At 72.7% G+C, this 24,029-nt stretch carries 19 protein-coding genes and 2 tRNA genes; 7 read left to right on the plus strand and 14 right to left on the minus strand.

Annotated elements, in window-relative coordinates:
* The first annotated feature begins 21 nt into the window (after window positions 1-21).
* The 3 genes from E8D34_RS10825 to E8D34_RS10835 all read left to right on the plus strand — a co-directional run bounded on the left by E8D34_RS10825 (window position 22) and on the right by E8D34_RS10835 (window position 3,933).
* Entirely contained in the window at window positions 22-1,806 is a 1,785-nt protein-coding gene (locus E8D34_RS10825; RefSeq protein WP_136594653.1) for a biotin carboxylase N-terminal domain-containing protein, read from the plus strand.
* A gap of 151 nt (window positions 1,807-1,957) precedes the next feature.
* Window positions 1,958-2,440, plus strand: a complete 483-nt coding sequence (locus E8D34_RS10830; RefSeq protein ID WP_240771290.1) for a PH domain-containing protein — start codon at window positions 1,958-1,960, stop codon at window positions 2,438-2,440.
* A gap of 56 nt (window positions 2,441-2,496) precedes the next feature.
* The gene (locus E8D34_RS10835) at window positions 2,497-3,933 is read left to right on the plus strand and encodes a PH domain-containing protein (RefSeq protein ID WP_136594654.1); all 1,437 of its coding nucleotides are present in this window, start codon (window positions 2,497-2,499) and stop codon (window positions 3,931-3,933) included.
* Here the strand turns inward: E8D34_RS10835 and E8D34_RS10840 are convergent.
* Window positions 3,917-4,639, minus strand: a complete 723-nt coding sequence (locus E8D34_RS10840) for a TetR-like C-terminal domain-containing protein (RefSeq protein ID WP_136594655.1) — start codon at window positions 4,637-4,639, stop codon at window positions 3,917-3,919. The genes E8D34_RS10835 and E8D34_RS10840 overlap by 17 nt on opposite strands.
* A gap of 136 nt (window positions 4,640-4,775) precedes the next feature.
* Here E8D34_RS10840 and E8D34_RS10845 point away from each other — a divergent pair, with 136 nt between their 5' ends.
* Both E8D34_RS10845 and E8D34_RS10850 read left to right on the plus strand, forming a co-directional pair.
* Window positions 4,776-5,720, plus strand: coding sequence for an NAD-dependent epimerase/dehydratase family protein (locus E8D34_RS10845; RefSeq protein WP_136594656.1), 945 nt, complete (start codon window positions 4,776-4,778; stop codon window positions 5,718-5,720).
* Between the two features lie 65 nt (window positions 5,721-5,785).
* Window positions 5,786-9,184 carry a pyruvate carboxylase gene (locus tag E8D34_RS10850; protein WP_136594657.1) on the plus strand — a complete coding sequence of 1,133 codons (3,399 nt, stop codon included), beginning with the start codon at window positions 5,786-5,788 and terminating at the stop codon, window positions 9,182-9,184.
* 78 nt (window positions 9,185-9,262) lie between these two features.
* Here E8D34_RS10850 and E8D34_RS10855 read toward each other — a convergent pair whose 3' ends face one another.
* A complete protein-coding gene (locus E8D34_RS10855) occupies window positions 9,263-9,790 on the minus strand; it encodes an XRE family transcriptional regulator (RefSeq protein ID WP_136594742.1) in 528 nt (175 codons plus the stop codon).
* A gap of 98 nt (window positions 9,791-9,888) precedes the next feature.
* Between E8D34_RS10855 and E8D34_RS10860 the strand changes: the two genes are divergently transcribed.
* Complete coding sequence (locus E8D34_RS10860; RefSeq protein WP_136594658.1) at window positions 9,889-11,088, plus strand: benzoate/H(+) symporter BenE family transporter; 1,200 nt, start codon at window positions 9,889-9,891, stop codon at window positions 11,086-11,088.
* Window positions 11,089-11,160: 72 nt separating this feature from the next.
* Here the strand turns inward: E8D34_RS10860 and E8D34_RS10865 are convergent, their stop codons facing one another.
* Complete coding sequence (locus E8D34_RS10865) at window positions 11,161-12,459, minus strand: SpoIID/LytB domain-containing protein (protein ID WP_168929406.1); 1,299 nt, start codon at window positions 12,457-12,459, stop codon at window positions 11,161-11,163.
* Window positions 12,460-12,625: 166 nt separating this feature from the next.
* Here E8D34_RS10865 and valS point away from each other — a divergent pair, with 166 nt between their 5' ends.
* Window positions 12,626-15,250, plus strand: a complete 2,625-nt coding sequence (gene valS / locus E8D34_RS10870) for a valine--tRNA ligase (RefSeq protein WP_136594660.1) — start codon at window positions 12,626-12,628, stop codon at window positions 15,248-15,250.
* A gap of 185 nt (window positions 15,251-15,435) precedes the next feature.
* Here valS and clpX read toward each other — a convergent pair whose 3' ends face one another.
* The 11 genes from clpX to E8D34_RS10925 form a co-directional block, all read right to left on the minus strand.
* A complete protein-coding gene (gene clpX / locus E8D34_RS10875; RefSeq protein WP_136594661.1) occupies window positions 15,436-16,713 on the minus strand; it encodes an ATP-dependent Clp protease ATP-binding subunit ClpX in 1,278 nt (425 codons plus the stop codon).
* A 113-nt stretch (window positions 16,714-16,826) separates the two neighbouring features.
* Window positions 16,827-17,432, minus strand: a complete 606-nt coding sequence (locus E8D34_RS10880; RefSeq protein ID WP_136594662.1) for an ATP-dependent Clp protease proteolytic subunit — start codon at window positions 17,430-17,432, stop codon at window positions 16,827-16,829.
* A 14-nt stretch (window positions 17,433-17,446) separates the two neighbouring features.
* Window positions 17,447-18,052 (minus strand): ATP-dependent Clp protease proteolytic subunit, encoded by a 606-nt coding sequence (locus E8D34_RS10885; protein ID WP_136594743.1) that lies wholly within the window; start codon window positions 18,050-18,052, stop codon window positions 17,447-17,449.
* 123 nt (window positions 18,053-18,175) lie between these two features.
* Window positions 18,176-18,514 carry a hypothetical protein gene (locus tag E8D34_RS10890; protein ID WP_136594663.1) on the minus strand — a complete coding sequence of 113 codons (339 nt, stop codon included), beginning with the start codon at window positions 18,512-18,514 and terminating at the stop codon, window positions 18,176-18,178.
* A gap of 74 nt (window positions 18,515-18,588) precedes the next feature.
* On the minus strand, window positions 18,589-19,761 hold the full coding sequence (locus tag E8D34_RS10895; RefSeq protein WP_136594664.1) for an alpha/beta hydrolase: 1,173 nt from the start codon (window positions 19,759-19,761) through the stop codon (window positions 18,589-18,591).
* A gap of 130 nt (window positions 19,762-19,891) precedes the next feature.
* On the minus strand, window positions 19,892-21,262 hold the full coding sequence (gene tig, locus E8D34_RS10900; protein WP_136594665.1) for a trigger factor: 1,371 nt from the start codon (window positions 21,260-21,262) through the stop codon (window positions 19,892-19,894).
* Between the two features lie 57 nt (window positions 21,263-21,319).
* Window positions 21,320-21,392, minus strand: a tRNA-Pro gene (locus E8D34_RS10905).
* A 29-nt stretch (window positions 21,393-21,421) separates the two neighbouring features.
* A tRNA-Gly gene (locus E8D34_RS10910) sits at window positions 21,422-21,492 on the minus strand.
* A 106-nt stretch (window positions 21,493-21,598) separates the two neighbouring features.
* Complete coding sequence (locus E8D34_RS10915) at window positions 21,599-22,651, minus strand: PP2C family protein-serine/threonine phosphatase (protein ID WP_136594666.1); 1,053 nt, start codon at window positions 22,649-22,651, stop codon at window positions 21,599-21,601.
* Window positions 22,648-23,514: a DNA-formamidopyrimidine glycosylase family protein gene (locus tag E8D34_RS10920; RefSeq protein WP_136594667.1), complete on the minus strand. Its 867-nt coding sequence runs from the start codon at window positions 23,512-23,514 to the stop codon at window positions 22,648-22,650. Before E8D34_RS10920 ends, E8D34_RS10915 begins: the two co-directional genes overlap by 4 nt.
* Window positions 23,507-24,025 carry a ribose-5-phosphate isomerase gene (locus tag E8D34_RS10925; RefSeq protein WP_136594668.1) on the minus strand — a complete coding sequence of 173 codons (519 nt, stop codon included), beginning with the start codon at window positions 24,023-24,025 and terminating at the stop codon, window positions 23,507-23,509. Before E8D34_RS10925 ends, E8D34_RS10920 begins: the two co-directional genes overlap by 8 nt.
* Between the last annotated feature and the right edge of the window lie 4 nt (window positions 24,026-24,029).

The raw sequence follows: 24,029 nt of genomic DNA on the forward strand, positions 1-24,029 counted from the left end.
CCGTACGTCGGAGGAGTCTTCGTGCCCCAGCCCCTGCAGAAGGTGCTCATCGCCAACCGCGGTGAGATCGCGGTCCGTGTCATTCGGGCCTGCAAGGATGCCGGCATCGGCAGTGTTGCCGTCTACGCCGACCCCGACCGGGACGCGCTCTTCGTCCGTCTGGCCGACGAGGCCTACGCGCTCAACGGCGCCACGCCGGCGGACTCCTACCTCGACATCGCCAAGATCATCGACGTCGCGCAGCGCTCCGGCGCCGACTCGGTGCACCCGGGCTACGGCTTCCTCGCCGAGAACGCCCAGTTCGCCCAGGCCGTCCTCGACGCGGGCCTGATCTGGATCGGCCCCTCGCCCGAGGCCATCGACGCCCTCGGCGACAAGGCCAAGGCCAAGCACATCGCGGTGAAGGCCAACGCCCCGCTCGCGCCGGGCACCAAGGACCCGGTCAAGGACGCCGACGAGGTCGTCGCCCTGGCCAAGGAGTACGGCCTGCCGGTCGCCATCAAGGCCGTGTACGGCGGCGGCGGCCGCGGCCTCAAGGTCGCCCGCACCCTCGAGGAGATCCCCGAGCTCTTCGAGTCGGCCACCCGCGAGGCCGTCGGCGCCTTCGGTCGCGGCGAGTGCCTGGTCGAGAAGTTCCTCGACCGCCCCCGCCACGTCGAGACCCAGTGCCTGGCCGACCAGCACGGCAACGTCGTGGTCGTCTCGACCCGCGACTGCTCGCTGCAGCGCCGGCACCAGAAGGTCGTCGAGGAGGCCCCCGCGCCGTTCCTCAGCGACGAGCAGCTCGAGCGCCTCTACTCGTCCTCGAAGGCGATCCTCAAGGAGGCCGGGTACGTCGGCGCCGGCACCTGCGAGTTCCTGGTCGCCGCCGACGGCACCATCTCCTTCCTCGAGGTCAACACCCGCCTCCAGGTCGAGCACTGCGTCTCCGAGGAGGTCACCGGCATCGACCTGGTGCAGGAGATGTTCCGCATCGCGGCCGGCGAGGAGCTCGGCTACGACGACCCGGAGATCAAGGGTCACGCGATCGAGTACCGGATCAACGCCGAGGACGCGGGCCGCAACTTCATGCCGGCCCCGGGCACCCTCACCGAGTGGGCCCCGCCGAGCGGCCCGGGCATCCGCCTGGACTCCGGCTACGAGAAGGGCGAGACCATCCCCGGCTCGTTCGACTCCCTCGTGGCCAAGCTGATCGTCAGCGGCACCGACCGCACCCAGGCGATCGCCCGCTCCAAGCGCGCGCTGAGCGAGTTCCGCGTCGACGGCATGCCGACGATCATCCCCTTCTTCGAGAAGGTCCTCGACGAGCCGGCGTACGTCGGCTCCTCGAACAAGACCGGCGAGGGCTCCTTCGACGTCTACACCACCTGGATCGAGAGCGAGTTCGTCAACGACATCGAGCCGTTCGGCGGCGAGGCGGGCGAGGCCGAGGAGGCCGAGGAGCGCCAGAAGGTCACCGTCGAGGTCGGCGGCCGCCGACTCGAGGTCGTCCTGCCGGGCGGCCTCGGCAGCATCGGCACCGGCGCGGCCGGCGGCGGGGCGAAGAAGCCGAAGCGCGCGGCCGGCAAGAAGGCCGGCGCGACCGCCTCCGGCGACGCCGTGGCGAGTCCGATGCAGGGCACCATCGTCAAGGTCGCCGTCGAGGAGGGCCAGGAGGTCGCCGAGGGCGACGTCGTGGTCGTCATGGAGGCGATGAAGATGGAGCAGCCGCTCAAGGCGCACAAGGCCGGCATCGTCACCGGCCTGACCGCGGAGGTCGGTGCCACCGTCACCAACGGCCAGGTGATCTGCGAGCTCAAGGACTGAGCTCCCCGACACGAGTAGCGCGGACCGCGGGCGAACGCCCGCGGTCCGCCTGCTTGTCCACCGAGCCGCCAGGGCGCGTCGCCCACCCCCGTGCACGCTGCGCGACGTTCGCGACGACGCCGCTTGGGAGAGACGCCCTAGGCTCCGCACCGTGAGCGAACTGCGCGACCCCGCCCACCGGGTCAGCCCCCGGGCCCGGACGATGTGGCTGGCCACGACGGCCCTGCAGGCCGCGCTGGCCACCGTTGCCGCCCTCGTCGTGGCCACCATCTGGCTCACCGCGCCCTGGACCTGGATCGTCCCGGCCACCGTCGCCGCCCTGGGGGCGCTGGCGGTCGCGGTGGTGCCGCAGTGGCGCTACCGCGTGCACCGGTGGGAGGCGACCGCCTCGGCCGTCTACACCCAGCGCGGCTGGTGGACCCGGGAACGGCGGATCGCGCCGATGTCGCGCGTCCAGACGGTCGACTTCGAGCAGGGGGTCCTGGACCGGGTCCTCGGGCTCGCCAGCATCACCGTGACCACCGCCTCCGCCGCCGGCCCGCTCAGGATCGACGGCTTGGAGGCTCCGACCGCGCTGCGGCTCTCCGAGGAGCTGACCGCCCGTGCGCAGCTGATCGAGGGCGACGCCACGTGAACGCAGGCGGGGTTCCAGCCGGGGGCCCAGGCGAGTGGCGCCGACTCGATCCGCGGATGCTGCTGATCCACGCGCTCAACGCGCTGTGGAAGTTCGTCCCGGTCCTCATCGGCCTGGCCGCGGTGGGCAACGGCCTCGGGTCGGCGCTCTTCTACCTCGGCGTCGGCATGCCGGTCGCGATCGGCGTGATCCGCTACCTGACGACCGAGTACCGCGTCACCGCCGACCGGGTCGAGCTGCGCCGCGGCCTCCTGGAGCGCCGTACGACGTCCGCGCCACTCGACCGGGTCCGCAGCATCGACCTGACCGCCACCCTGCCCCACCGGGTGCTGGGCCTGACCACGGTCGTCGTGGGCACGGGCGAGGCCGCGTCGCTCGGCGACCGGATCTCCCTGGACGCGCTGCCCACCCCGGCCGCCGGCGCGCTCCGTACCGATCTGCTGCACCGCGCTCAGGCCGACGCCGAGCCGGCCGACGGCGCGGGTGCACCGGCCAGCGATCAGGCCGCGCCGGCCCGCGAGACGGTGGCCCGCTTCGAGCCCACCTGGCTGCTCTTCTCGGTGTTCACCAGCGCCGGGCTAGTGGCCTTCGGTGCCGCGCTGGGCGCGGCCGCCTACTTCGCCGAGCTCGTCGACGTCGACGTCGAGCTCTTGGCCGAGGAGCTGAGCGTGCCGAGGGTGTCGGTGGCCACGGTGGCGGGCGTGGTCGTCAGCGCCGGGATCCTCGCGCTCGCCCTGACGCTGGGCGGCTACCTGGTCACCAACGGAAACTTCAGCCTCACCCGGGACAGCCGGGCCTGGCACGTGCACCGCGGGCTGCTGACCACGCGCGAGACGAGCCTGGACCTCGACCGCCTGGCCGGGGTCGAGATCGGCGAGGCGGCCGCCATGCGGCTGGCGCGCGGAGGTCGCCTCCGGGCGATCGCGACCGGGCTGACCGGCGCCGCGGCCGGCGCGGTCGACCTGGTCCCACCGGCACCCCGGGCGACCGTGCGCGCCGCGGCGGCCGCCGCACTCGACACCCCGGCACCGGTGGACGCGCCGCTGCGCCACCACGGTGCCGCCGCCCGACAGCGGCGCTACACCCGCGCCCTGCTGGCCGGCTCCCCGTCCCTCGCCGCCCCCGCCATCGCCGTCGCCGTGGGCGGGGCGCCGCTCTGGACGCTGGCCGCCGCGCCGGCGCTCGTGGCACTCCTGCTGCTGCTCGGCCGCGATCGATCCCGCAGCCTCGGCCACGCCTGGGTCGACGGGTACGTGGTGATGCGCTCCGGGTCGCTGGCGCGGCGCCGTACCGCGCTGGCGGGCGAGCACGTGATCGGCTGGAACCTGCGCGCCTCGTGGTTCCAGCGCCGCGCGGGGCTGGTCACCGTGGCCGCGACGACGGCGGGCGGCAGCGGGTCCACCGAGGTGTACGACGTCCCGACCGCCGACGCCGAGCGGCTCGCCGACCAGGCGACGCCCGGGCTGCTCGCCCAGTTCAGGGCCGGGAGCTAGCGGCCGAGAGACCGAGGTCGTCGGCGAGCACCGCGAGGTGCCGCTCGAAGAGCGCGTCGGGGTCGCCGAGTCGGTCGGGCCCGTACTGGCCGAAGACCTCGAAGCTGACGCACCCGAAGAGCGCCGACCAGGCGAGGACGCCCCGCACCAGCAGGTCGTCGGGGAGGTCGGCGCCGGCCTGCTCGCGGACGGCGTCGAGGCCGACCGCGAGGGCGGCCGGGACCGGCGCGTCGAGGGCGGGGGCGGGCGCGGTCAGGGCGCCGGCGGCGAGCGCGTCGGCAGCGATCCGGATCATCCGCCGCGGCACGCGGGTGCCGGGCTCGACGGTGCGGGCCTCGGGCGCACGGTAGCCGGGCACCGGCGCACCGAAGAGCAGCGCGTAGGGCGCCGGCTCGGCGATCGCCCAGCCCCGCACGGCGCGCCCCAGCGCCAGGAAGCGCTCCCGGTGGCGCTCGGCCGGCACGCCGTCGACCGCGGCGTCGACGGCGTCGCCGAGCTCGCCGTAGGCGTCGACGAGCAGCAGGGTGAGCAGGTCGTCCCGGCTGGCGACGTAGCGGTAGATCGCCGAGGAGACGACGCCGAGGTCGCGGGCCACGGCCCGCAACGAGAGGGCTGCGGCTCCGTGCAGGGCCAGGTGCTCCCGGCCGATCCGGGTGATCTCCTCCATCGTCGCGGCGCGGGCTCGCTCCCTCGGGGTACCGATCATGCCGACATCCTGCAGCCTTGACGAGATCACCGTCAACAAAAGTGAGCAGCGCTCTTGCCTTTCCGCCCGGACGGTGACACAGTCGAAAACGAGAGCACCGCTCTCTAACTATCCCGGAACCGTCGGAAGGCCCGCCATGACCACCCCCACGCACCAGATCCACGTCGTCACCGGCGCCGGCCCGGTCGGCACCACCGTCGCGCTCCAGCTCGCCGAGCGGGGCCACGACGTGCGCCTGCTGACCCGCTCCGGCAGCGGGCCCGAGCACCCGCGGATCGAGCGCCGCCGCGTCGACGTCTCCGATCCGGCCGCGGTCGGCGATGCCTTCGCCGGCGCCACGGCGATCCACCACTGCATCCACGGCTCGAGGTACCGCGCCGCCACCTGGGCCGCCGAGCTGCCCGCCGCCGAGCGGGTGGTCCTCGACGCCGCCGGACGGATCGGCGCGGTCGTGGTGTTCCCCGAGAGCCTCTACTCCTACGGCGAGGTCGACGCCCCGATCACCGAGGCGACGCCGCGGACCGCCACGGGCGGCAAGCCCGGCGTGCGCACCGCGCTGCTCGCCGCCCGCGCCGCCAGCCCGACGCCGACCGTCAGCGTGGTGGCGTCGGACTTCTTCGGTCCCCACGTCCGCAACGCCCACGCCGGCGAGCGGATGATCCCCACGGTCCTCGCCGGCCGCCGGATGACCGTGGTGGCCGACCTCGACCAGCCGCACTCGTGGACCTACGTGCCCGACCTGGCGGCCGCGATGGTGCGCGCCGCCGAGGAGCCGGCGCTGTGGAACACCGTGCTGCACGCCCCCACCGCCGCCCCGCTGACCCAGCGCGAGCTGATCGCGGCGATCGCCGGCGCCGGCGGCGTACCGATGCCTCGGACCTCCGCCATCCCGGTGTGGGCGATGCGCGCGATCGGCCTGGTCCACGCCGACACCCGGGAGCTGGCCGAGATGGGCTTCCAGTTCAGCCGGCCGCTGGTGATGGAGTCGAGCGAGAGCCAGCGCCTGCTCGACCTCGAGCCCACCCCGACCGAGCTGGCGCTGAAGGAGACCGTCGCCTGGTGGCGCTCCCAGGGCGCGTGACCGGGTCCGGCCAATCCGCGAAACGAGTTCACGCGGCGGTGATCTGTCCCGCCTAGGGTGAGGCCATGTTCTCCAAGGTACTGGTGGCCAACCGGGGCGAGATCGCGATCCGAGCGTTCCGGGCGGCCTACGAGATGGGCGCCCGGACCGTGGCGGTCTTCCCCTACGAGGACCGGGGCTCCGAGCACCGGCTGCGCGCGGACGAGGCGTACGAGATCGGCGAGCGCGGGCACCCCGTGCGCAGCTACCTCGATCCGCAGGGGATCGTCGAGGTGGCGGTCCGCGCCGGCGCGGACGCGATCTACCCCGGCTACGGCTTCCTCTCGGAGAACCCCGACCTCGCCGAGGCCTGCGCCGCCGCCGGGATCACCTTCATCGGCCCCAGCGCCGAGGTCCTCGAGCTGACCGGCAACAAGGCCCGCGCGATCGCGGCCGCGAAGGCCGCCGGGGTCCCGGTGCTGGCCAGCGTCCCGCCCTCCACCGACGTGGACGCCCTGGTCGAGGCCGCCTCCGCGCTGCCCTTCCCGCTGTTCGTCAAGGCCGTCGCCGGCGGCGGCGGCCGCGGCATGCGCCGCGTCGACGACCCCGACAACCTCCGCGAGGCGATCGAGACCTGCATGCGCGAGGGCGAGGCCGCCTTCGGCGACCCGACCGTCTTCGTCGAGCAGGCCGTCATCGAGCCGCGCCACATCGAGGTCCAGATCCTCGCCGACGGCACCGGTGGCGAGGACGGCGTGATCCACCTCTTCGAGCGCGACTGCTCGCTGCAGCGGCGCCACCAGAAGGTCATCGAGATCGCGCCCGCACCGAACCTCGACCCCGAACTGCGGGAGCGGATGTGCGCCGACGCCGTCGCCTTCGCCCGGGCCATCGGCTACAAGAACGCCGGCACCGTCGAGTTCCTCCTCGACCCCAACGGCAACTACGTCTTCATCGAGATGAACCCGCGGATCCAGGTCGAGCACACCGTCACCGAGGAGGTGACCGACGTCGACCTGGTCCAGTCCCAGATGCGGATCGCCGCCGGCGAGACGCTCGCCGACCTCGGCCTGAACCAGCAGACGGTCCGCCTGCGCGGGGCCGCGATGCAGTGCCGGATCACCACCGAGGACCCCGCCAACGGGTTCCGCCCCGACACCGGGAAGATCACCACCTACCGGTCCCCCGGCGGCCCCGGCGTCCGGATCGACGGCGGCACCACCTACACCGGCGCCGAGGTCAGCCCGCACTTCGACTCCATGCTGGCCAAGCTGACCTGCCGCGGCCGCACCCACGCACTGGCCGCGGAGAAGGCGCGCCGGGCGGTCGCCGAGTTCCGGATCCGCGGGGTGGCCACCAACATCGGCTTCCTGCAGGCCGTGCTCGCCGACCCCGACTTCAACGCCGGCCGGGTGACCACCTCGTTCATCGAGACCCACCCCGAGCTGCTCGCCGCCCGCACCGCCGCCGACCGCGGCTCCAAGCTGCTGCGCCACCTGGCCGACGTCACCGTCAACAAGCCGTACGGCGACCGCCCGGTCTCCATCGACCCGACCGACAAGCTGCCCCAGGTCGACCTGAAGTCACCGCCGCCCCCGGGCTCGCGCCAGCTGCTCGCCGAGGTCGGCCCCGAGGAGTTCGCCCGCCGGCTGCGCGCCCAGAACACCGTGGCCGTCACGGACACCACGTTCCGCGACGCCCACCAGTCCCTGCTCGCCACCCGGGTCCGCACCGCCGACCTGCTCGGCGTCGCCGGCCACGTCGCCCGGATGACGCCCCAGCTGCTCTCCATGGAGGCCTGGGGCGGCGCCACCTACGACGTGGCCCTGCGGTTCCTCTCCGAGGACCCCTGGGAGCGGCTGGCCAAGCTGCGCGAGGCGATGCCCAACATCTGCCTGCAGATGCTCCTGCGCGGTCGCAACACGGTCGGCTACACGCCGTACCCGACCGCCGTGACGGACGCCTTCGTGGAGGAGGCCGCCGCCACCGGGCTGGACGTCTTCCGGATCTTCGACGCCCTCAACGACGTCTCGCAGATGCGGCCGGCGATCGAGGCCGTGCGCGGCACCGGGACCGCCCTGGCCGAGGTGGCGCTGTGCTACACCGGCGACCTCAACGACCCCGGCGAGCGGATCTACACCCTCGACTACTACCTGCGGCTCGCCGAGGAGATCGTCGAGGCCGGCGCACACGTGCTGGCGATCAAGGACATGGCCGGCCTGCTGCGTGCCCCGGCCGCGCGACGCCTGGTCACCGCGCTGCGCGAGCGCTTCGACCTCCCCGTCCACCTGCACACCCACGACACCCCCGGCGGCCAGCTCGGCACCCTGCTGGCCGCGATCGACGCCGGCGTGGACGCCGTGGACGCAGCGACCGCGTCGATGGCCGGGACCACCTCGCAGCCGTCGCTGACCGCACTGGTGGCAGCCACCGACCACTCCGACCGCGAGACCGGGCTGGACCTCGCCGCGGTCAGCGCGCTGGAGCCGTACTGGGAGGCCGTGCGTCGCGTCTACGCGCCGTTCGAGTCGGGCCTCGCCTCGCCGACCGGCCGGGTCTACCGCCACGAGATCCCCGGGGGCCAGCTCTCCAACCTGCGCCAGCAGGCGATCGCACTGGGCCTGGGCGAGAAGTTCGAGCAGGTCGAGGACATGTACGCGGCCGCGAACGACATCCTCGGCAACGTCCCCAAGGTCACCCCGAGCTCCAAGGTGATCGGCGACCTGGCGCTCGCCCTGGTCGGCGCCGGCGCCGACCCTGCCGACTTCGCCGCCCACCCGGACAGGTACGACATCCCGGCGTCGGTGATCGGCTTCCTCAACGGCGAGCTCGGCGACCCGCCGGGCGGCTGGCCCGAGCCGTTCCGGACCCAAGCGCTCGCCGGACGCTCGTGGACCCCTCCGGCCGCCGACCTCACCGACGACCAGGCCAAGGGGCTGGCCTCGACCGACCGGCTGGAGCGGCGCCGCACCCTCAACCACCTGCTCTTCCCCGGACCGACCAAGGAGTTCGAGGCCGCGCGGGAGACGTTCGGCGACGTGTCGGTGCTGCCGACCACGGACTACCTCTACGGCCTGCACAGCGGGGAGGAGCACGAGGTCGACATCGAGGAGGGCAAGCGGCTGCTGCTCGGGGTGGAGGCGATCGGGCAGCCCGACGAGCGCGGCTTCCGCACCGTGATGTGCACGATCAACGGCCAGCTGCGCCCGGTCAGCGTGCGCGACCGGTCGATCTCGGCCGAGGTCGCCGCCGCGGAGAAGGCCGACCCGGCCAACCCCGGCCACGTCGCGGCCCCCTTCCAGGGCGCCGTGACCGTCACCGTCGTCGAGGGCGACACGGTCGAGGCGGGCGCGACCGTGGCCACCATCGAGGCGATGAAGATGGAGGCCGCGATCACCGCGCCCACCGGCGGCACCGTGAAGCGGGTGGCCCTGGCCGGCACCAGCCCCGTCGAGGGCGGCGACCTGGTGCTGGTCATCGGCTGACCACGGACCGCCGGGGTCGGCGGCCCGTGGGGTGGCCGTCGACCCCGGCTTCTCGGCTCTCTCGGCCCGGGACCCGGCCTAGGCCGGCGTGGTGATCACGTTGACGGCCTCCAGGCCCTCTGGTCCCGCGACGTAGGCGTGCGGGCGGTCGGCCGGGAAGCGCAGGTGGTCGCCCGGGCCCAGCGACGCCGGCGCCCCGCCGTACTCGACCGTCCCGGCGCCGGTCAGCACGACCAGCTGCTCCTCGACCCCGGCCACGTGCGCCGGCGACGAGCGGCGTACGCCGGGAGCCAGGCGGAGCAGGTAGACCTCGGTGACGCGGTCCGGCTCACGGACCAGGCGGACCCGGGTCGCGACGATGCCGTCGCCGGTGATGCTGGCGCCGTCGTGGTCGTCCAGCAGCGCCGCCAGCGGTACGCCGAGGGGCCGGGCGACCGCGTAGAGCGTGTCGAGGGTCGGGTTGCGGCGGCCGGTCTCGAGCTCGGAGAGCGACCCCTTGCCGATGCCGGCGTCGGCCGCGAGCGCGGACAGGGAGAGGCCGCGCGCGGCCCGCAGTGCGCGGATCCGAGCGCCGACGCCGGCGCCGGCCGCGTCTCCGTCCACCATCACGTCTCCATGTTCTGTATACGGAACACATGTCGTAGTGTTCCGCATACGGAACACTACCCGCGGCGCGCGCCCCGGGCCCCAGGGAAGGGCGAGCCATGCCGGAGGAGACCTCGCACGGACCGGTCCTGGCCGGGCTGGTCGCCGCCGTCGTCGGCTTCTCGAGCTCGTTCGTGGTGGTCCTGGCCGGCCTGACCGCGATGGGCGCCACCCCGGCCCAGGCGGCGTCGGGACTCTTCACGCTCTGCCTGACCCAGGCGCTGGGCATGGCCTGGCTCAGCCTGCGCCACCGGATGCCGATCTCCCTGGCCTGGTCCACCCCGGGCGCGGCCCTGCTCGCCACCTCGGCCGGCGCCGCCGGCGGCTGGCCGGTGGCGGTCGGGGCGTTCACCGTCACCGGCGCACTGATCCTCGCCACCGCGCTCCTCCCCCGCCTGGGCGACCTGGTCACCGCGATCCCGACGACGCTGGCCCGGGCCATGCTGGCCGGCGTCCTCCTGCCGCTGTGCGTCGCCCCGGCGACCGCCCTGGTGGCCGAGCCGTGGGCCGTCAGCCCGGTGGTGGCCGCCTGGCTGGTGCTGCTGCGCGCGGCGCGACGGTGGGCGGTCCCGGGCGCACTGCTGGTGGCACTGGTCTCGGTGGTGGTCACCGCGGAGGTCGCCCCGCACTCCTGGTGGCCGCACCCGACGTGGACGACGCCGCACTGGACGCTGGCCGGGGCGATCGGCGTGGCGCTCCCCCTCTACGTGGTGACGATGGCGTCGCAGAACGTGCCCGGCGTGGCGGTGATGGCGAGCTTCGGCTACCGCGTGCCGTGGCGGGAGACGCTGGCGGTGACCGGCCTCGGCACCATCGCCGGCGCCGGCACCGGCGGGCACGCGATCAACCTCGCCGCGATCACGGCAGCCCTCTCCGCCGGCCCCGCGGCCGGACCCGACCGCGTACGGCGCTGGATCGCCACCGTGACCGCCGCGACCGCCTACGTGGCGCTCGCCGTCGCCAGCGCGGCCCTCGCCGCCCTGGTCGCGGCGGCCCCCGGCGGGGTCATGCAGGCCGCGGCCGGGCTGGCGCTGCTGGGCACCCTGGCGACCTCGCTCAGCGACGCCCTGGCCGACCCGTCCGACCGCGAGGCGGCGGCCGCGACGCTGGTGGTCGCGGCGTCCGGGGTCACGCTGCTCGGCATCGGGGCGGCGTTCTGGGCCCTGGTCGCCGGCCTCGTGGTGCGGGCGGTGCTACGCGGCCGGTCCAGGCCACCGGCCACACGGGCACCATCCGCCGCTCCGGCGGAGGTTTCCTGACGCATGACAGGGGTGCCGTGCCTGTCATGCGCGGGAATCACCGGTCGACCGGTGATTCCCGCACCCACCGGACTAGACCACCCGGAACCACGTCGAGCGCAGCCCGAAGACCACGCGGAACGTGTCGCCGCTGACGGTGACGGACCTGTCCGCCCCGTCGATCCGGACGCTCAGCGCACGGCCGTCCCAGGCGCCGTTGCCGTCCCGCTCGGTGACCTCGATCCCCTCGAAGGCGCCGATCGCCGGGTAGGCCCGCTCGATCGCCGCGGCGGGCACCGTCACGGTCCAGTCCGTGTACGGGTTGCCGGACCACCGGTCCCACGGGTCCTTCGCGGCCCGCTGGTAGGGCAGCGAGCTGGCGACCGTCCATCCGCCGTTGCTCGCGGAGAACTGGGTGAACGCCACCTCTCCCCCGTCCCGCAGCACCTCGTGCCGGGTGGCGCGGATCGCCGCGTCGGCGGCCGGGTGGGCGTCACCGACGCCGCCGTAGACCTGGCACGCGGAGGTGTCGCACAGGTCGTAGGCGTCGCCGCGGTTGGCCGCCCGCTCGTACGCCGCGTAGCTGCGGGCCGCGACCGCCTGCGCGCGCACGGCCTGCTCGTGCCAGAGCGCCGGGACCTCGCGCGGCACCACGCCGCGCAGGTAGGCGTCGATCCCGAGCACGTTCACCGTGTCGCGACCGCGGGAGCCGGGCACCGAGCGCAGCGCGCCGGCGTACGCACGGGTCCCGGTCGGCGTGATCAGGCGCAACGGGCCGCCGGTACGCCGGAACTCGAGGGTGCCGGGCACCGTGCGGACCACGTGCCAGCCCGTCCGGTTGCGCACCATGATCCTGCTGCGCCCGCCGGGCGCCTTGGTGATCTTCCAGCGGCTGGCCCCGGCGCGGTTCAGCTTCCAGACGCGACCGTCGGAGGTCCGGCGCACCCGCAGTCCCGACTCGTGGCGGACCATCACGTCCGGCGTCGTGTCGGCGGTGATCAGGATCCGGATCCGGCCCTGCGCCTTCTCCAGCGTCAGGCCCGGGTAGTAGAAGGCGAGGATCTCGCGGTAGGTCTTGCCGAAGTTCTTGGCGGCGTCCTGCGCGCCGTACTGGGACAGCCCCTTGCCGTGGCCGTAGCCGCGGCCCTCCAGCTCCAGGTCGCCGGCGGCGCGGCGGCTGGACCGGCGCGGGGCCGGCGCCGACGCCGACGCCGGCGCCGACGCGCGGTCGCCCGCGGCCGCCACCGGCCACTCCGCCGCGACGGCGTCGCTGGCCGGACCCGCGGCCGAGCCGTCGGTCGAGCCGTCGGTCCAGCCGTCGGTCCAGCCGTCGGTCGAGGCCGCCGCCGGAGAGGCCCCGACCCCCGTCATCGCGAGCGCGCAGACGAGCATCGGGACAAGCGTCGCCGCACGGGCCGAGCCCCGGGAGCGAGCCCGGTTCGCACCGGTCCCCGAGGTCGTCGCGGGCACCGTGGCGGAGAGTCTCAACGAACGCACCCGCGCGATGCTAACCGGTCGAATTCTGTCCCGGACCTGCATCACTCTAGGATTTGGCACTATGACTGAGTCCCAGGGCACCGACAACGCGGAGACGACACCGGCCACGACGGCCCCCGTCGTCGCGGTACCGGACAAGCCCGCGCTCGAAGGTCTCGAGCAGAAGTGGGCCGCGCAGTGGAAGGCCGACAAGACCTACGCCTTCGACCGCAGCCAGCCGCGCGAGAACGTCTACGCGATCGACACGCCGCCGCCGACCGTGTCGGGCAGCCTGCACGTGGGCCACGTCTTCTCCTACACCCACACCGACCTGATCGCCCGCTACCAGCGGATGCAGGGCAAGTCGGTCTTCTACCCGATGGGCTGGGACGACAACGGCCTGCCCACCGAGCGCCGGGTGCAGAACTACTTCGGGGTGCGCTGCGACCCGAGCCTGCCCTACGACCCCGACTTCACCCCGCCGGAGAAGCCGGACCCGAAGCGCCAGGTGCCGATCAGCCGCCCGAACTTCATCGCACTGTGCGAGCAGCTCGTCGAGCAGGACGAGAAGGTCTTCGAGGACCTGTGGCGCACGCTCGGCCTCAGCGTCGACTGGGACACCACGTACACGACCATCGGCACCACGGCCCAGACCGTGAGCCAGCGCGCCTTCCTGCGCAACCTGGCCCGCGGCGAGGCCTACCTGCAGAAGGCCCCCACCCTGTGGGACGTCACCTTCCAGACCGCCGTCGCCCAGGCCGAGCTGGAGGCCCGTGAGTACGCCGGCGCGTACCACCGCGTCGCCTACCACCGTCCCGACGGCACGAAGGTCCACGTCGAGACCACTCGTCCCGAGCTGATCGCCAGCGTGGTCGCCCTGATCGCGCACCCCGACGACGAGCGCTACCAGGACCTGTTCGGCACCACGGTCACCTCGCCGATCTTCGGCGTCGAGGTCCCGGTCCTCTCCCACCCGGCCGCGGAGATGGACAAGGGCGCCGGCATCGCCATGTGCTGCACCTTCGGCGACCTGACCGACGTGCAGTGGTGGCGGGAGCTGAACCTCCCCGTGCGCACCGTGATCGGCCGCGACGGCCGGTTCTCCCGCGAGGTCCCGGAGTGGCTGACCGCCGAGCCCGCCGCGGCGGCGTACGCCGACCTGGCCGGCAAGACCGCGCACTCGGCCCGCGAGGCGATGGTCGCCAAGCTCAAGGAGAGCGGCGACCTCGACGGGGACCCGAAGCCGACGCAGCGGATGGCGAACTTCTACGAGAAGGGCGACAAGCCGCTCGAGATCGTCTCGACCCGCCAGTGGTACATCAAGAACGGCGGTCGCGAGGCCGGCGTGCGCGAGCAGATGCTGGCCCGGGGTGCGGAGATCGAGTGGCTCCCGGCCCACATGAAGCACCGCTACGACAACTGGGTCGGCGGCCTGAACGGCGACTGGCTCATCTCGCGCCAGCGCTTCTTCGGCATCCCGTTCCCGGTCTGGTATCCGCTCGACGAGGACGGCGAGCCCGACTACGCCCGGCTCCTGCTGCCCACCGAGGCCGAGCTGCCGGTCGACCCGTCGACGCAGGCCCCGACCGGCTACGCCGAGGACCAGCGCGGCAAGCCGGGCGGCTTCATCGGCGACCCGGACGTGATGGACACCTGGGCCACCTCCTCCCTGACCCCGCACATCGCGGGCGGCTGGGAGTCGGACGAGGACCTGTGGGGCCGCGTCTTCCCGATGGACCTGTGCACCCACGCGCACGACATCATCCGCACCTGGCTGTTCTCCCGGGTGGTCCGCGCGCACTTCGAGAACGGCGCGGCGCCGTGGTCGCACGCGATGATCTCCGGCTTCATCGTCGACCCCGACCGCAAGAAGATGTCGAAGTCCAAGGGCAACGTCGTGGTGCCCAACCAGATCCTGGACAAATACGGCGCCGACGCCGTGCGCTGGCGCGCCGCCATCGCCCGCCCCGGCCTGGACTCGCCGTTCGACGAGACCCAGATGAAGGTCGGCCGCCGGCTGGCGATGAAGGTCCTCAACGCCTCGAAGTTCGTCCTCGGCAGCGTGAAGGCCACCGAGCTGTCGAGCCTGGCGATCACCGAGAAGGTCGACTGCGCCCTGATCGGCCGCCTGGCCAACGTCGTCGTCAAGGCGACCGAGGCGTTCGACCACTACGACTACACCTCCGCCCTGGAGGCCAGCGAGAAGTTCTTCTGGGAGTTCTGCGACGACTACCTGGAGCTGGTCAAGGAGCGCGCGTACGCCGAGGACGGCGGCCAGGCCACCGAGTCGGCCAAGGCGACCCTCGCGGTCGCCCTGGAGGTCCAGCTGCGACTGCTGGCGCCGTTCCTGCCGTACGTGACCGAGGAGGTCTGGTCGTGGTGGCGCCCCGGCTCGGTGCACCAGGCCAGCTGGCCGACCGTCACCGCGCTCGGCTCGGCCGCCGCCGAGGACGGCCGGATCATCGACTCCGTGGCCGCCGCCCTGGCCGGCATCCGCGGCGCCAAGTCGCAGGCGAAGGTCAACATGAAGACCCCGCTGTCGCTGGTCACCGTCACCGGTCCCGCCAAGCTGGTCGCCGACGCCGAGTCGGCCGCGACCGACCTGTGCAACGCGGGCAAGATCGTGGGCGACCTGGTCTTCACCGTCGACGACGCGCTGACCGAGCTCTCGGTCACCGCAGAGATCGCGGAGCAGCCCGCCGAGTAGCGCGAGCCGGGCCTCAGGCGCCGCGTCGGTGGTGCCCAACTCACGGCTCGGCGGTGCCTCAGGCCCGGGTCGGTGGTGCCCAACCCCCGGCTCGGGCAGGCTTCGCGGCGCATGACGAAGGGCCCGGTCCCGGGAGCGCACTCCCCGGACCGGGCCCTTCGTGGTCGCCCGCCGCCCTCAGCGGCTCAGGCGGACTTCTTCTTCTTGGTCTCGCGCAGCACCAGGGTCGGCGCCACGTCGTCGTCGACCACCTCGCGGGTGACCACGACCTTCTCGACATCGCCGCGCGAGGGGACGTCGTACATCACGTGGAGCAGTACCTCCTCGATGATGGCGCGCAGGCCGCGAGCGCCCGTGCCGCGCTCCATCGCCTTGTCGGCGATCGCCTCGACGGCGTCGTCGGTGAACTCCAGCTCCACGCCGTCGAGCTCGAAGAGCTTGCGGTACTGCTTGACCAGCGCGTTGCGGGGCTCGGTGAGGATCTGCACCAGCGCCGGCCGGTCGAGCTTGTTCACGCTGGCGATCAGCGGGAGGCGGCCGATGAACTCGGGGATCAGACCGAACTTGGTCAGGTCCTCGGGACGCACCAGCTGCAGCAGGTCCTCGGCCTCGCGGTCGGCCTGCGTCTTCACCTCGGCGGTGAAGCCCAGCGACTTCTTGCCGACCCGCTGCTCGATGATGTGCTCCAGACCGGCGAACGCACCGCCGACCACGAACAGGATGTTCGTGGTGTCGATCTGGATGAACTCCTGGTGCGGGTGCTTGCGACCGCCCTGCGGCGGCACCGAGGCGGTGGTGCCCTCGATGATCTTCAGCAGCGCCTGCTGGACGCCCTCGCCGGAGACGTCCCGGGTGATCGACGGGTTCTCGGCCTTGCGGGCCACCTTGTCGATCTCGTCGATGTAGATGATCCCGGTCTCGGCCTTCTTGACGTCGTAGTCCGCCGCCTGGATCAGCTTGAGCAGGATGTTCTCGACGTCCTCGCCGACGTAGCCGGCCTCGGTCAGCGCGGTGGCGTCAGCGATCGCGAACGGGACGTTGAGCATCCGGGCCAGGGTCTGCGCCAGGTAGGTCTTGCCGCAGCCGGTCGGGCCGATCACCAGGATGTTGGACTTGGCGACCTCCACCATCTCGTCCTTGCTGTGCTTGCCGCTGACCGGCTGCACCCCCGCCTGGACGCGCTTGTAGTGGTTGTAGACCGCCACCGCCAGCGACTTCTTCGCCTGCTCCTGCCCGATCACGTACGAGTTCAGGAACTCGAAGATCTCCTTGGGCTTCGGCAGCTCCGCGAGCTCGACCTCGGAGCCCTCGGCGAGCTCCTCCTCGATGATCTCGTTGCACAGGTCGATGCACTCATCGCAGATGTAGACGCCGGGGCCGGCGATGAGCTTCTTCACCTGCTTCTGGCTCTTCCCGCAGAAAGAGCACTTCAGCAGATCGCCTCCGTCACCGATGCGCGCCACGGACGGTCCTCCTCTGGTGTGAACTCCCCGACGGTACCCCCGCCGCCCCCGGAACCGGGGGCAGACACGAGGGGTACGTCGGGGTCGTCATGAATCTTGGTGTGCGAGGCCGCTCAGGCCAGCGCGGGGGTCTTCAGCGAGGCGAGCACCGAGTCGATCAGGCCGTACTCGATGGCCTGGTCGGCGGTGAGGATCTTGTCCCGCTCGATGTCCTTGCTGACCTCGTCGATCGGCTTGCCGCTGTGGTCGCTGATCATCTTCTCCAGCAGCTCGCGCATCCGGAGGATCTCGTTGGCCTGGATCTCGATGTCCGAGGTCTGGCCGAAGGTCCCTTCGGTGTAGGGCTGGTGGATCAGGATCCGACTGTTGGGCAGCGCCAGCCGCTTGCCCCGCGCACCGGCCGCGAGGAGGATCGCGGCGGCCGAAGCGGCCTGGCCGATGCACACCGTCTGCACGTCGGGCTTGATGAACTGGATGGTGTCGTAGATCGCGGTCAGCGCGGTGAACGAGCCACCCGGGGAGTTGATGTAGATGCTGATGTCCTGGTCGGGGTTCATCGACTGCAGGCACAGCAGCTGCGCGATCACGGCGTTGGCGACGTCGTCGGAGATCGGCGTGCCGAGGTAGATGATCCGGTCCTCGAACAGCTTGGCGTAGGGGTCGATCCGACGGAAGCCGTAGGAGGTGCGCTCTTCCCACTGCGGGATGTAGTAGTTCATGTCCGGGGACCTCCTCAGGCCTTCTTGTGGGCCGGACGGCCCTCGCTGGACGCCTGGAGGGCGCTGCTGATGACCTGGTCGACCAGGCCGTACTCGAGAGCCTCCTGCGCGGTGAACCAGCGGTCGCGGTCGGCGTCCTCGGTCACCTGCTCCACGGTCTGACCCGTGTGCTGGGCGATGAGGTCGAGCAGCACCTTCTTGATGTGCAGGGACTGCTGCGCCTGGATCTTGATGTCCGAGGCGGAGCCGCCCATGCCCGAGGAGGGCTGGTGCATCATGATCCGCGCGTGCGGCAGGGCGTAGCGCTTGCCCTTGGCGCCGGCGCAGAGCAGGAACTGGCCCATCGAGGCGGCCAGGCCCATGCCGACCGTGGCCACGTCGTTGGGGATGTAGTTCATGGTGTCGTAGATCGCCATGCCGGCGTCCACCGAGCCACCCGGGCTGTTGATGTGCAGGAAGATGTCCGCCTCGGGGTCCTCAGCGGAGAGCAGCAGCAGCTGGGCGCAGATGGCGTTGGCGTTCTGGTCGCGGACCTCGGAGCCGAGGAACACGATCCGCTCGCGGAGCAGCCGACTGTAGATGTTGTCGTCGAGCAGGTTGAGGCCCGCCCCACCGTTCATCTGGGGCCGGGCCGTCTCGGGAATCGCAGTCACAGGGCGACCCTAGCCGCCACCCCCGTCGGATCCACGCGATCGACCCCGCTGTTCGCCGACAGCGGATTCCGCGTGCGCGACGGGCGCCGATCAGACGTTGATGATCAGCAGCCAGGCGACCAGGAGGATCGGGACCAGCACCGTGGCGAGCGCCAGGACGGCCAGCACGAGCCCGGCGGTACGGCGGGACAGCGCCGCCCCGCCGGCGGCCAGCAGCAGGCCGACGGCCCCCGGGATGCCGGCCACGCCCGCGAGGAGGTAGCCGATGCCGACCAGCGGGTCCCCCGACGGGTCCTCGTTCGTCCAGTGGACCAGCATCGCGCCGTAGAGCACCAGCAGCGCCCCGACCACGATCGCCGCGCCGGCGCACAGCAGGGTCGCGGGGCGGCGCGCGGGGGCGTCACGCGGGCGGGCGTCGAGGCCGGTCACCGCGACAGGGTGTCACAGGGCCGCGACCGCCGCCGGGAGATCGCGGACGGGCGGCATGCCGGCGACGCGTCGCGTCACGCCAGCCACCGGCGCAGTGCGTCGTGAGCCTCGGGGTGGTTGAGCAGGCCGAAGTGGCCGGTGCGGCCCAGGTGCAGCACCTCGGCCCCGGGGAACAGCTCGCGGCCGCCCCGGTCCCGTCCGCGCGCCGACCCGGGGCGGACCAGGAGGTCGCCGAGGACGTGGCCGAGCGGGTGGCGCGGCGAGGCGGTGAGCGTCGCCAGGACCAGTCGGTAGCGCGCGTGCGGCAACGGCGGCACCTCCTCATCCAGCCCCGCCGCGAGGTCGCGGACCCCGGCCGACCGCATCGCCACGAACCGCGCCAGCGCGGCGGCCTCGGGTAGCCCGCCGAACGCCGCGTCGCCGCGGTCGAAGCCGCTGGCGATCGGCGCCCCGAGGTGCGGCGTGCCGAGCGTGATCACGTCGCTGACCAGGGAGCTCCACCCGGTGGCCCCGGCGCCCTTCGTCGAGACGGCGGTGGCCGCCCGGATCACCAGGCCGCCCATCGAGTGTCCGACCAACGCGATCCGGGTCACCGGCACCGGCCAGGAGGCGACGAGGCGGTCCAGCAGCGAGGCGAGGTCGACGCCGTTCGCCCGCAGCGGGAGGCCGGTGTTGACGCGCAGCGGGAGCGCCGCCCAGCCGAGACCGGCGACCGCCTCGGGGTAGGTCGTCCCGGTGCGCTCGCGGCCGATCTCCCAGAACGTCTCGCTCTCGCACAGGCCGTGCACGAAGACGGCCAGCCGACCGGGCGCGTCCGGGTAGGCCCGGGCGAGGTCCGCGGCCTCCGGCGCCACGTCGCGTCCCCCGGCGCGTACCGCGATCGGGATCGCCCACCGGGGGCGCTCCGCCAGCAGACGGTCGCCGATCAGGCCGTTGACGGCGGCGGTCACGAACCGGCCGCGGGCGCTCGCCTCGAGCGGGGCACCGAGGCCGGCGGCCGCGGCCCGGTCGAACCCCACCGAGCAGGCACGCAGGCCGAGCCCGGCGCCGCCGTAGGCCGCCGTCGCGACGCCGGTGTGCGCGAGGCCCACCAGGCGCGAGACCGGTACGCCGAGCTGGTCAGCCACACCGTGGATCCGGCGCAGCCAGGCCAGGTGGGCGTCCCGGGCCCCGGCGACGGCCAGGTCACCGGCGACCTCGCTCAGCAGGGAGACGGCGTCGGTGGTGCGCGGTCCGGGCACGGGCATGCCGTCAGCGTAGAACCTCCAGTGCACACCTGTACACCGTGAATCGCGGGCCGACCGCCGGGGCCCTGAACAACGACGACGGCACCGCTCCCCAGGGGGAACGGTGCCGTCGTGCGGGCTGGACCGGGGCTCAGGCCTCGGCGGACTCCTCGGCGGACTCCTCGGTGGGCTCACCGATGGTGCCGTCGGGCAGCAGGTTCTTCAGCTCCACCAGGTTGCCGGAGGCGTCCTTGACGGTCGCGCCCTCGACGATCAGCGCGAGCGCCTTGCCGCGGCGGATCTCGGCGACCAGCTCCGGCACGTGGTTGTGCTCGAGCATGTGGTTGACGAACTGCTGCGGGTCCTGGCCGGACTGCTGCGCCCGGCGGATCATGTGCTGGGTCAGCTCGTTCTGGTCGACGCCGATCTCCTCCTTGACGGCGATCTCGTCGAGCAGGAACTGCGCGGCGACGGCGTCACGGACACGGCGCTCGAGGTCGGCCTCGAACTCCTCCTGGGTCTGCCCCTCGTCCTCGAGGTACTTCTCCAGGGTGATGCCGGCGAACCCGAGCTGCTGCTCGACGCTCTGGCGGCGAGCGGTGAGCTCCTCGGCGACCATGCTCTCCGGCAGCGGGATCTCGACCTTCTCCAGCAGCACCTCGAGCACGGCGTCACGGGCGGCCGAGGCCTGCTCCAGGCGCTTGCCGCGGGAGAGGCGCTCGCGCACGTCGGCGGTCAGCTCCTCGAGCGTGTCGAACTCGGAGGCGTCCTTGGCGAAGTCGTCGTCCAGCTCCGGGAGCTCCTGCTCCTGGACCTGCTTGACGGTCACGGCGACCTCGACGTCCTGGCCCACCAGGTCGCCGCTGACGAGCTGCGTGGTGAAGGTGGTGGAGTCGCCGGCCGAGAGGCCGGCGAGGGCCTCGTCGAGGCCGTCGATCATGCCGCCCTTGCCGACCTGGTACGAGAAGTCGCTGACCTCGGCGCCCTCGACGGCCTCGCCGTCCTGGGTCGCGGCGAGGTCGATCACGACGAAGTCGTCGGTGGCGACGGGGCGCTCGACGTCACTGAGGGTGCCGAACCGGGCGCGCAGCGCCTCGACCTGCTCGGCGACGTCCTCGTCGGTGACCTCGAGGTCCTCGACCTCGGCCTCGACGCCGTCGTACTCCGGCACCACGATCTCGGGCTTGACGTCGACCTCGGCGGTGAACTCGAGGCCGTCGTTGTCCTCGAACTTGGTCACCTCGATCTCCGGCTGGGCGAGCGGGGTGAGGTCGTTGGACTGGAGGGCCTCGGTGTAGGCCTTGGGAAGCACCTCGTTGATCGCCTCGTCGAGGACCACACCGCGGCCGACCTGACGGTCGATCACCTGCGGCGGAACCTTGCCGCGACGGAAGCCGGGGATGTTGATCTGCTTCGCGATCTTCTTGTACGCCGCGTCGAGGCTCGGCTTGAGCTCCTCGAAGGGCACCTCGACGGTCAGCTTGGCCCGGGTCGGGCTCAAGGTCTCGACGGCGCTCTTCACAGGTGGTTCTCCTACTGATCGGGGTGGGTGCTGCGGGGCGATCGGGCGTCGTCCGCGTCGGGGCGACAGGACTCGAACCTGCGGTCTCCTGCTCCCAAAGCAGGCGCGCTAGCCACTACGCTACGCCCCGCCAGAGGGACCGCGGGTGGCCCCTCTGAGAGGGGATGACGGGAATCGAACCCGCGTAATCAGTTTGGAAGACTGAGGCTCTACCATTGAGCTACATCCCCGCGTCATGAGCGAGCCCATGATGCGGGAGCCATGGTGCCACAACCGGGGGCGCCGTCCCCAACCGGCGGCCACCCTGGACACCGAGGCCCGACGGGGCGCTCGCGTTCAGCGCAGCTGGTGGTGGACCAGCAGGAGAGCACGGTCGTCGTCGGGCGAGCCCACCGAGGAGACCAGCCGTTCGGCCAGCCGGTCCCAGGACCTGATCACGAGCCGCTCGGCGGCGCCCATCATCGCGTCGATCCCGAGCTCGATGTCGCGGCTGGGCCGCTCGACCATGCCGTCGGTGTAGAGCAGCAGCGCGTCCCCCGGGTCCAGTCGGCCGCCGATGGCGTCGTACTCGACGTCGGGGACCAGGCCGAGCACCGGGCCCTCGCTGCGCAGCGGCTCCCAGCGTCCCGACCCGGCGTGCCGTTGCACCGCCGGCGGATGCCCCGCGGTGCGGACCTCGAACCGCCCGGACTCCAGGTTCAGGGAGAGGTGCACGGCGGTGGCGAACCCCTCCTCCCACTCCCGCTGCAGCAGGTACTCGTTGGCGGCGGGCAGGAACTCGGCCGGGGGCAGCGCACCGATCAGGCCGCTCATCGCCCCGGACAGCTGCAGCGCGCGCGTGCCGGCCTGCTCCCCCTTGCCGGAGACGTCGACGACCACCACCTCCAGGCTGCGGCCCTGGTGGCGCCGGGTCGCGACCACGAAGTCACCGGCGAACGGCGAGCCACCGGCCGAGGAGAGCGCCGACTCGACCTGCCAGGGCGCCGGCAGCGGCGGCAGCTCGGCCTGGGCGAGGATCCGGTCGCGCAGGTCGACCAGCATCGACTCCCCCTGCAGCCGGCCGACGCCCAGCGTCGCCCGCCGTCCGGTGATGATCACCGCCAGGCAGACGGCGTACATCACCGCCAAGGCCGACACCACGCGGACCTCGTAGCTGCTCTGCAGGATCGTCGCGGCGGTCAGGCACAGCACCGTGAAGTAGGCGAACCGCACCATCCGCCGGCGGCTCAGCAGCAGGATCCCCAGCAGCAGGGGAACCATCAGCAGCGTGACCGGGAAGGAGTCGGGCAGGAGTCCGACGCAGACCAGCAGGCCGACCGAGGCCAGACCCAGCGCGAGGGTGAGGCCGCGCTCGGAGCGCAGCATCCGCCGCCATCGCGCGCTGCTCACCGGACACCCGCCCGGGACCGGAAGGTGGGCTGGCAGCCGGGGCACCAGAAGAGGTTGCGCCCGCCCAGCACGGCGGTCCGGACCGGACGGCCGCAGACGTGGCAGGCCTGGCCGGTCCGCCGGTAGACGTAGACCTCGCCACCGTGGTCGTCCACCCGCGGCGGCCTGCCCATCGCCTCGGGCGTGTGCTCGGGCCGGACGGTGTCGATCCGCCCGGTGCGCACACCCTCGGTCATGAGCACCACCAAATCGTCCCAGATCGCGCGCCACTGTGAGGCCCGAAGCGTGCGTCCCGGCCGCATCGGATGGATCCGGTGCCGGAAAAGGACCTCCGCTCGGTAGACGTTGCCCACTCCCGCGAGAACCGATTGGTCCATCAGCAGGGTGCCGATCGGGGACGCACTGCGACCGATCCGGGCCCAGGCGCGCTCCGGATCGGCGTCCTCGCGGAGCGGGTCGGGGCCCGAGCGGACCACCACCGCGGCTCGCTCGGCCCCGGTCACCAGGGCGCAGGTGGTCGCGCCGCGCAGGTCGCCGTAGGCCGCGGCGCCGGTCCGATCTGCCGGCCGCACCAGCCGCAGCCGCACCTGGCCCACGGGCGCCGGCACGTCGTCGACCCCGTCGTGCACCGCGAACGTGCCGTAGAGGCCGAGGTGGACGTGGACGAACCGCTCCTCGGCGCCGCCGGCGAACCGGATGAAGAGCTGCTTGCCCCAGGCCTCCGCGTCGACCAGCGTCGCGCCGTCGACCAGAGCCGCGGAGTCGGCGAACCGCCCCTGCGGGCTGCCGACGACGACCCGCCGGCCACCGAAGACGTCGGTGAGCTCGCGGGCGAGACGGTGGAGGGTATGGCCCTCAGGCATCGACTGCCGGAGGCGGGCCGTCGAGCGCGGAGTCGGGCAGGGGCGGCAGGACGCCGGTATCCTCGTACGCCGCCATCTGGCCGATGCGCCGCACGTGGCGCTCGTCGCCGGGGAACGGCGTGGCCAGGAAGACCTCGACCAGGCGGGTCATCTCGTCCAGGGTGTGCATGCGGCCGCCGACGGCGACCACCCACGCGTCGTTGTGCTCGCGCGCCAGGCTCGCGGTCTGCTCCGACCAGGCCAGCGCGGCACGGACGCCCTTCACCTTGTTGGCCGCGATCTGCTCGCCGTTGCCCGAGCCACCGATCACCACACCGAGGCTGTCCAGGCCGGCGGTCCGGTCCTCGACGACGCCCTCGGCCGCCCGCAGGCAGAAGACCGGATAGTCGTCGACGGCGTCGTAGACGAACGGACCGTGGTCGACCGGCTCGTAGCCGTTGGCGGTGAGCCACTCGATGAGGTGGGACTTCAGTTCCAGGCCAGCGTGGTCGCAGCCGAGGTGCACGCGCATGGCC

The sequence above is a fragment of the Nocardioides sp. GY 10113 genome (genome assembly GCF_004919105.1).
Taxonomy (GTDB): Bacteria; Actinomycetota; Actinomycetes; order Propionibacteriales; family Nocardioidaceae; genus Nocardioides.

Excerpts from the sequence above, each read along its gene's own strand:
- E8D34_RS10920 (WP_136594667.1), bottom strand. The coding sequence starts at position 23,514 with ATGCCTGAGGGCCATACCCTCCACCGTCTCGCCCGCGAGCTCACCGAC.
- E8D34_RS10880 (WP_136594662.1), bottom strand. The coding sequence starts at position 17,432 with ATGAACTACTACATCCCGCAGTGGGAAGAGCGCACCTCCTACGGCTTC.
- E8D34_RS10835 (WP_136594654.1), top strand. The coding sequence starts at position 2,497 with ATGCTGCTGATCCACGCGCTCAACGCGCTGTGGAAGTTCGTCCCGGTC.
- E8D34_RS10885 (WP_136594743.1), bottom strand. The coding sequence starts at position 18,052 with ATGAACGGTGGGGCGGGCCTCAACCTGCTCGACGACAACATCTACAGT.
- E8D34_RS10925 (WP_136594668.1), bottom strand. The coding sequence starts at position 24,025 with ATGCGCGTGCACCTCGGCTGCGACCACGCTGGCCTGGAACTGAAGTCC.
- E8D34_RS10865 (WP_168929406.1), bottom strand. The coding sequence starts at position 12,459 with ATGCTCGTCTGCGCGCTCGCGATGACGGGGGTCGGGGCCTCTCCGGCG.
- E8D34_RS10895 (WP_136594664.1), bottom strand. The coding sequence starts at position 19,761 with ATGCCCGTGCCCGGACCGCGCACCACCGACGCCGTCTCCCTGCTGAGC.
- E8D34_RS10860 (WP_136594658.1), top strand. The coding sequence starts at position 9,889 with ATGCCGGAGGAGACCTCGCACGGACCGGTCCTGGCCGGGCTGGTCGCC.
- E8D34_RS10840 (WP_136594655.1), bottom strand. The coding sequence starts at position 4,639 with ATGATCGGTACCCCGAGGGAGCGAGCCCGCGCCGCGACGATGGAGGAG.
- E8D34_RS10850 (WP_136594657.1), top strand. The coding sequence starts at position 5,786 with ATGTTCTCCAAGGTACTGGTGGCCAACCGGGGCGAGATCGCGATCCGA.
- E8D34_RS10845 (WP_136594656.1), top strand. The coding sequence starts at position 4,776 with ATGACCACCCCCACGCACCAGATCCACGTCGTCACCGGCGCCGGCCCG.
- valS (WP_136594660.1), top strand. The coding sequence starts at position 12,626 with ATGACTGAGTCCCAGGGCACCGACAACGCGGAGACGACACCGGCCACG.
- E8D34_RS10855 (WP_136594742.1), bottom strand. The coding sequence starts at position 9,790 with ATGGTGGACGGAGACGCGGCCGGCGCCGGCGTCGGCGCTCGGATCCGC.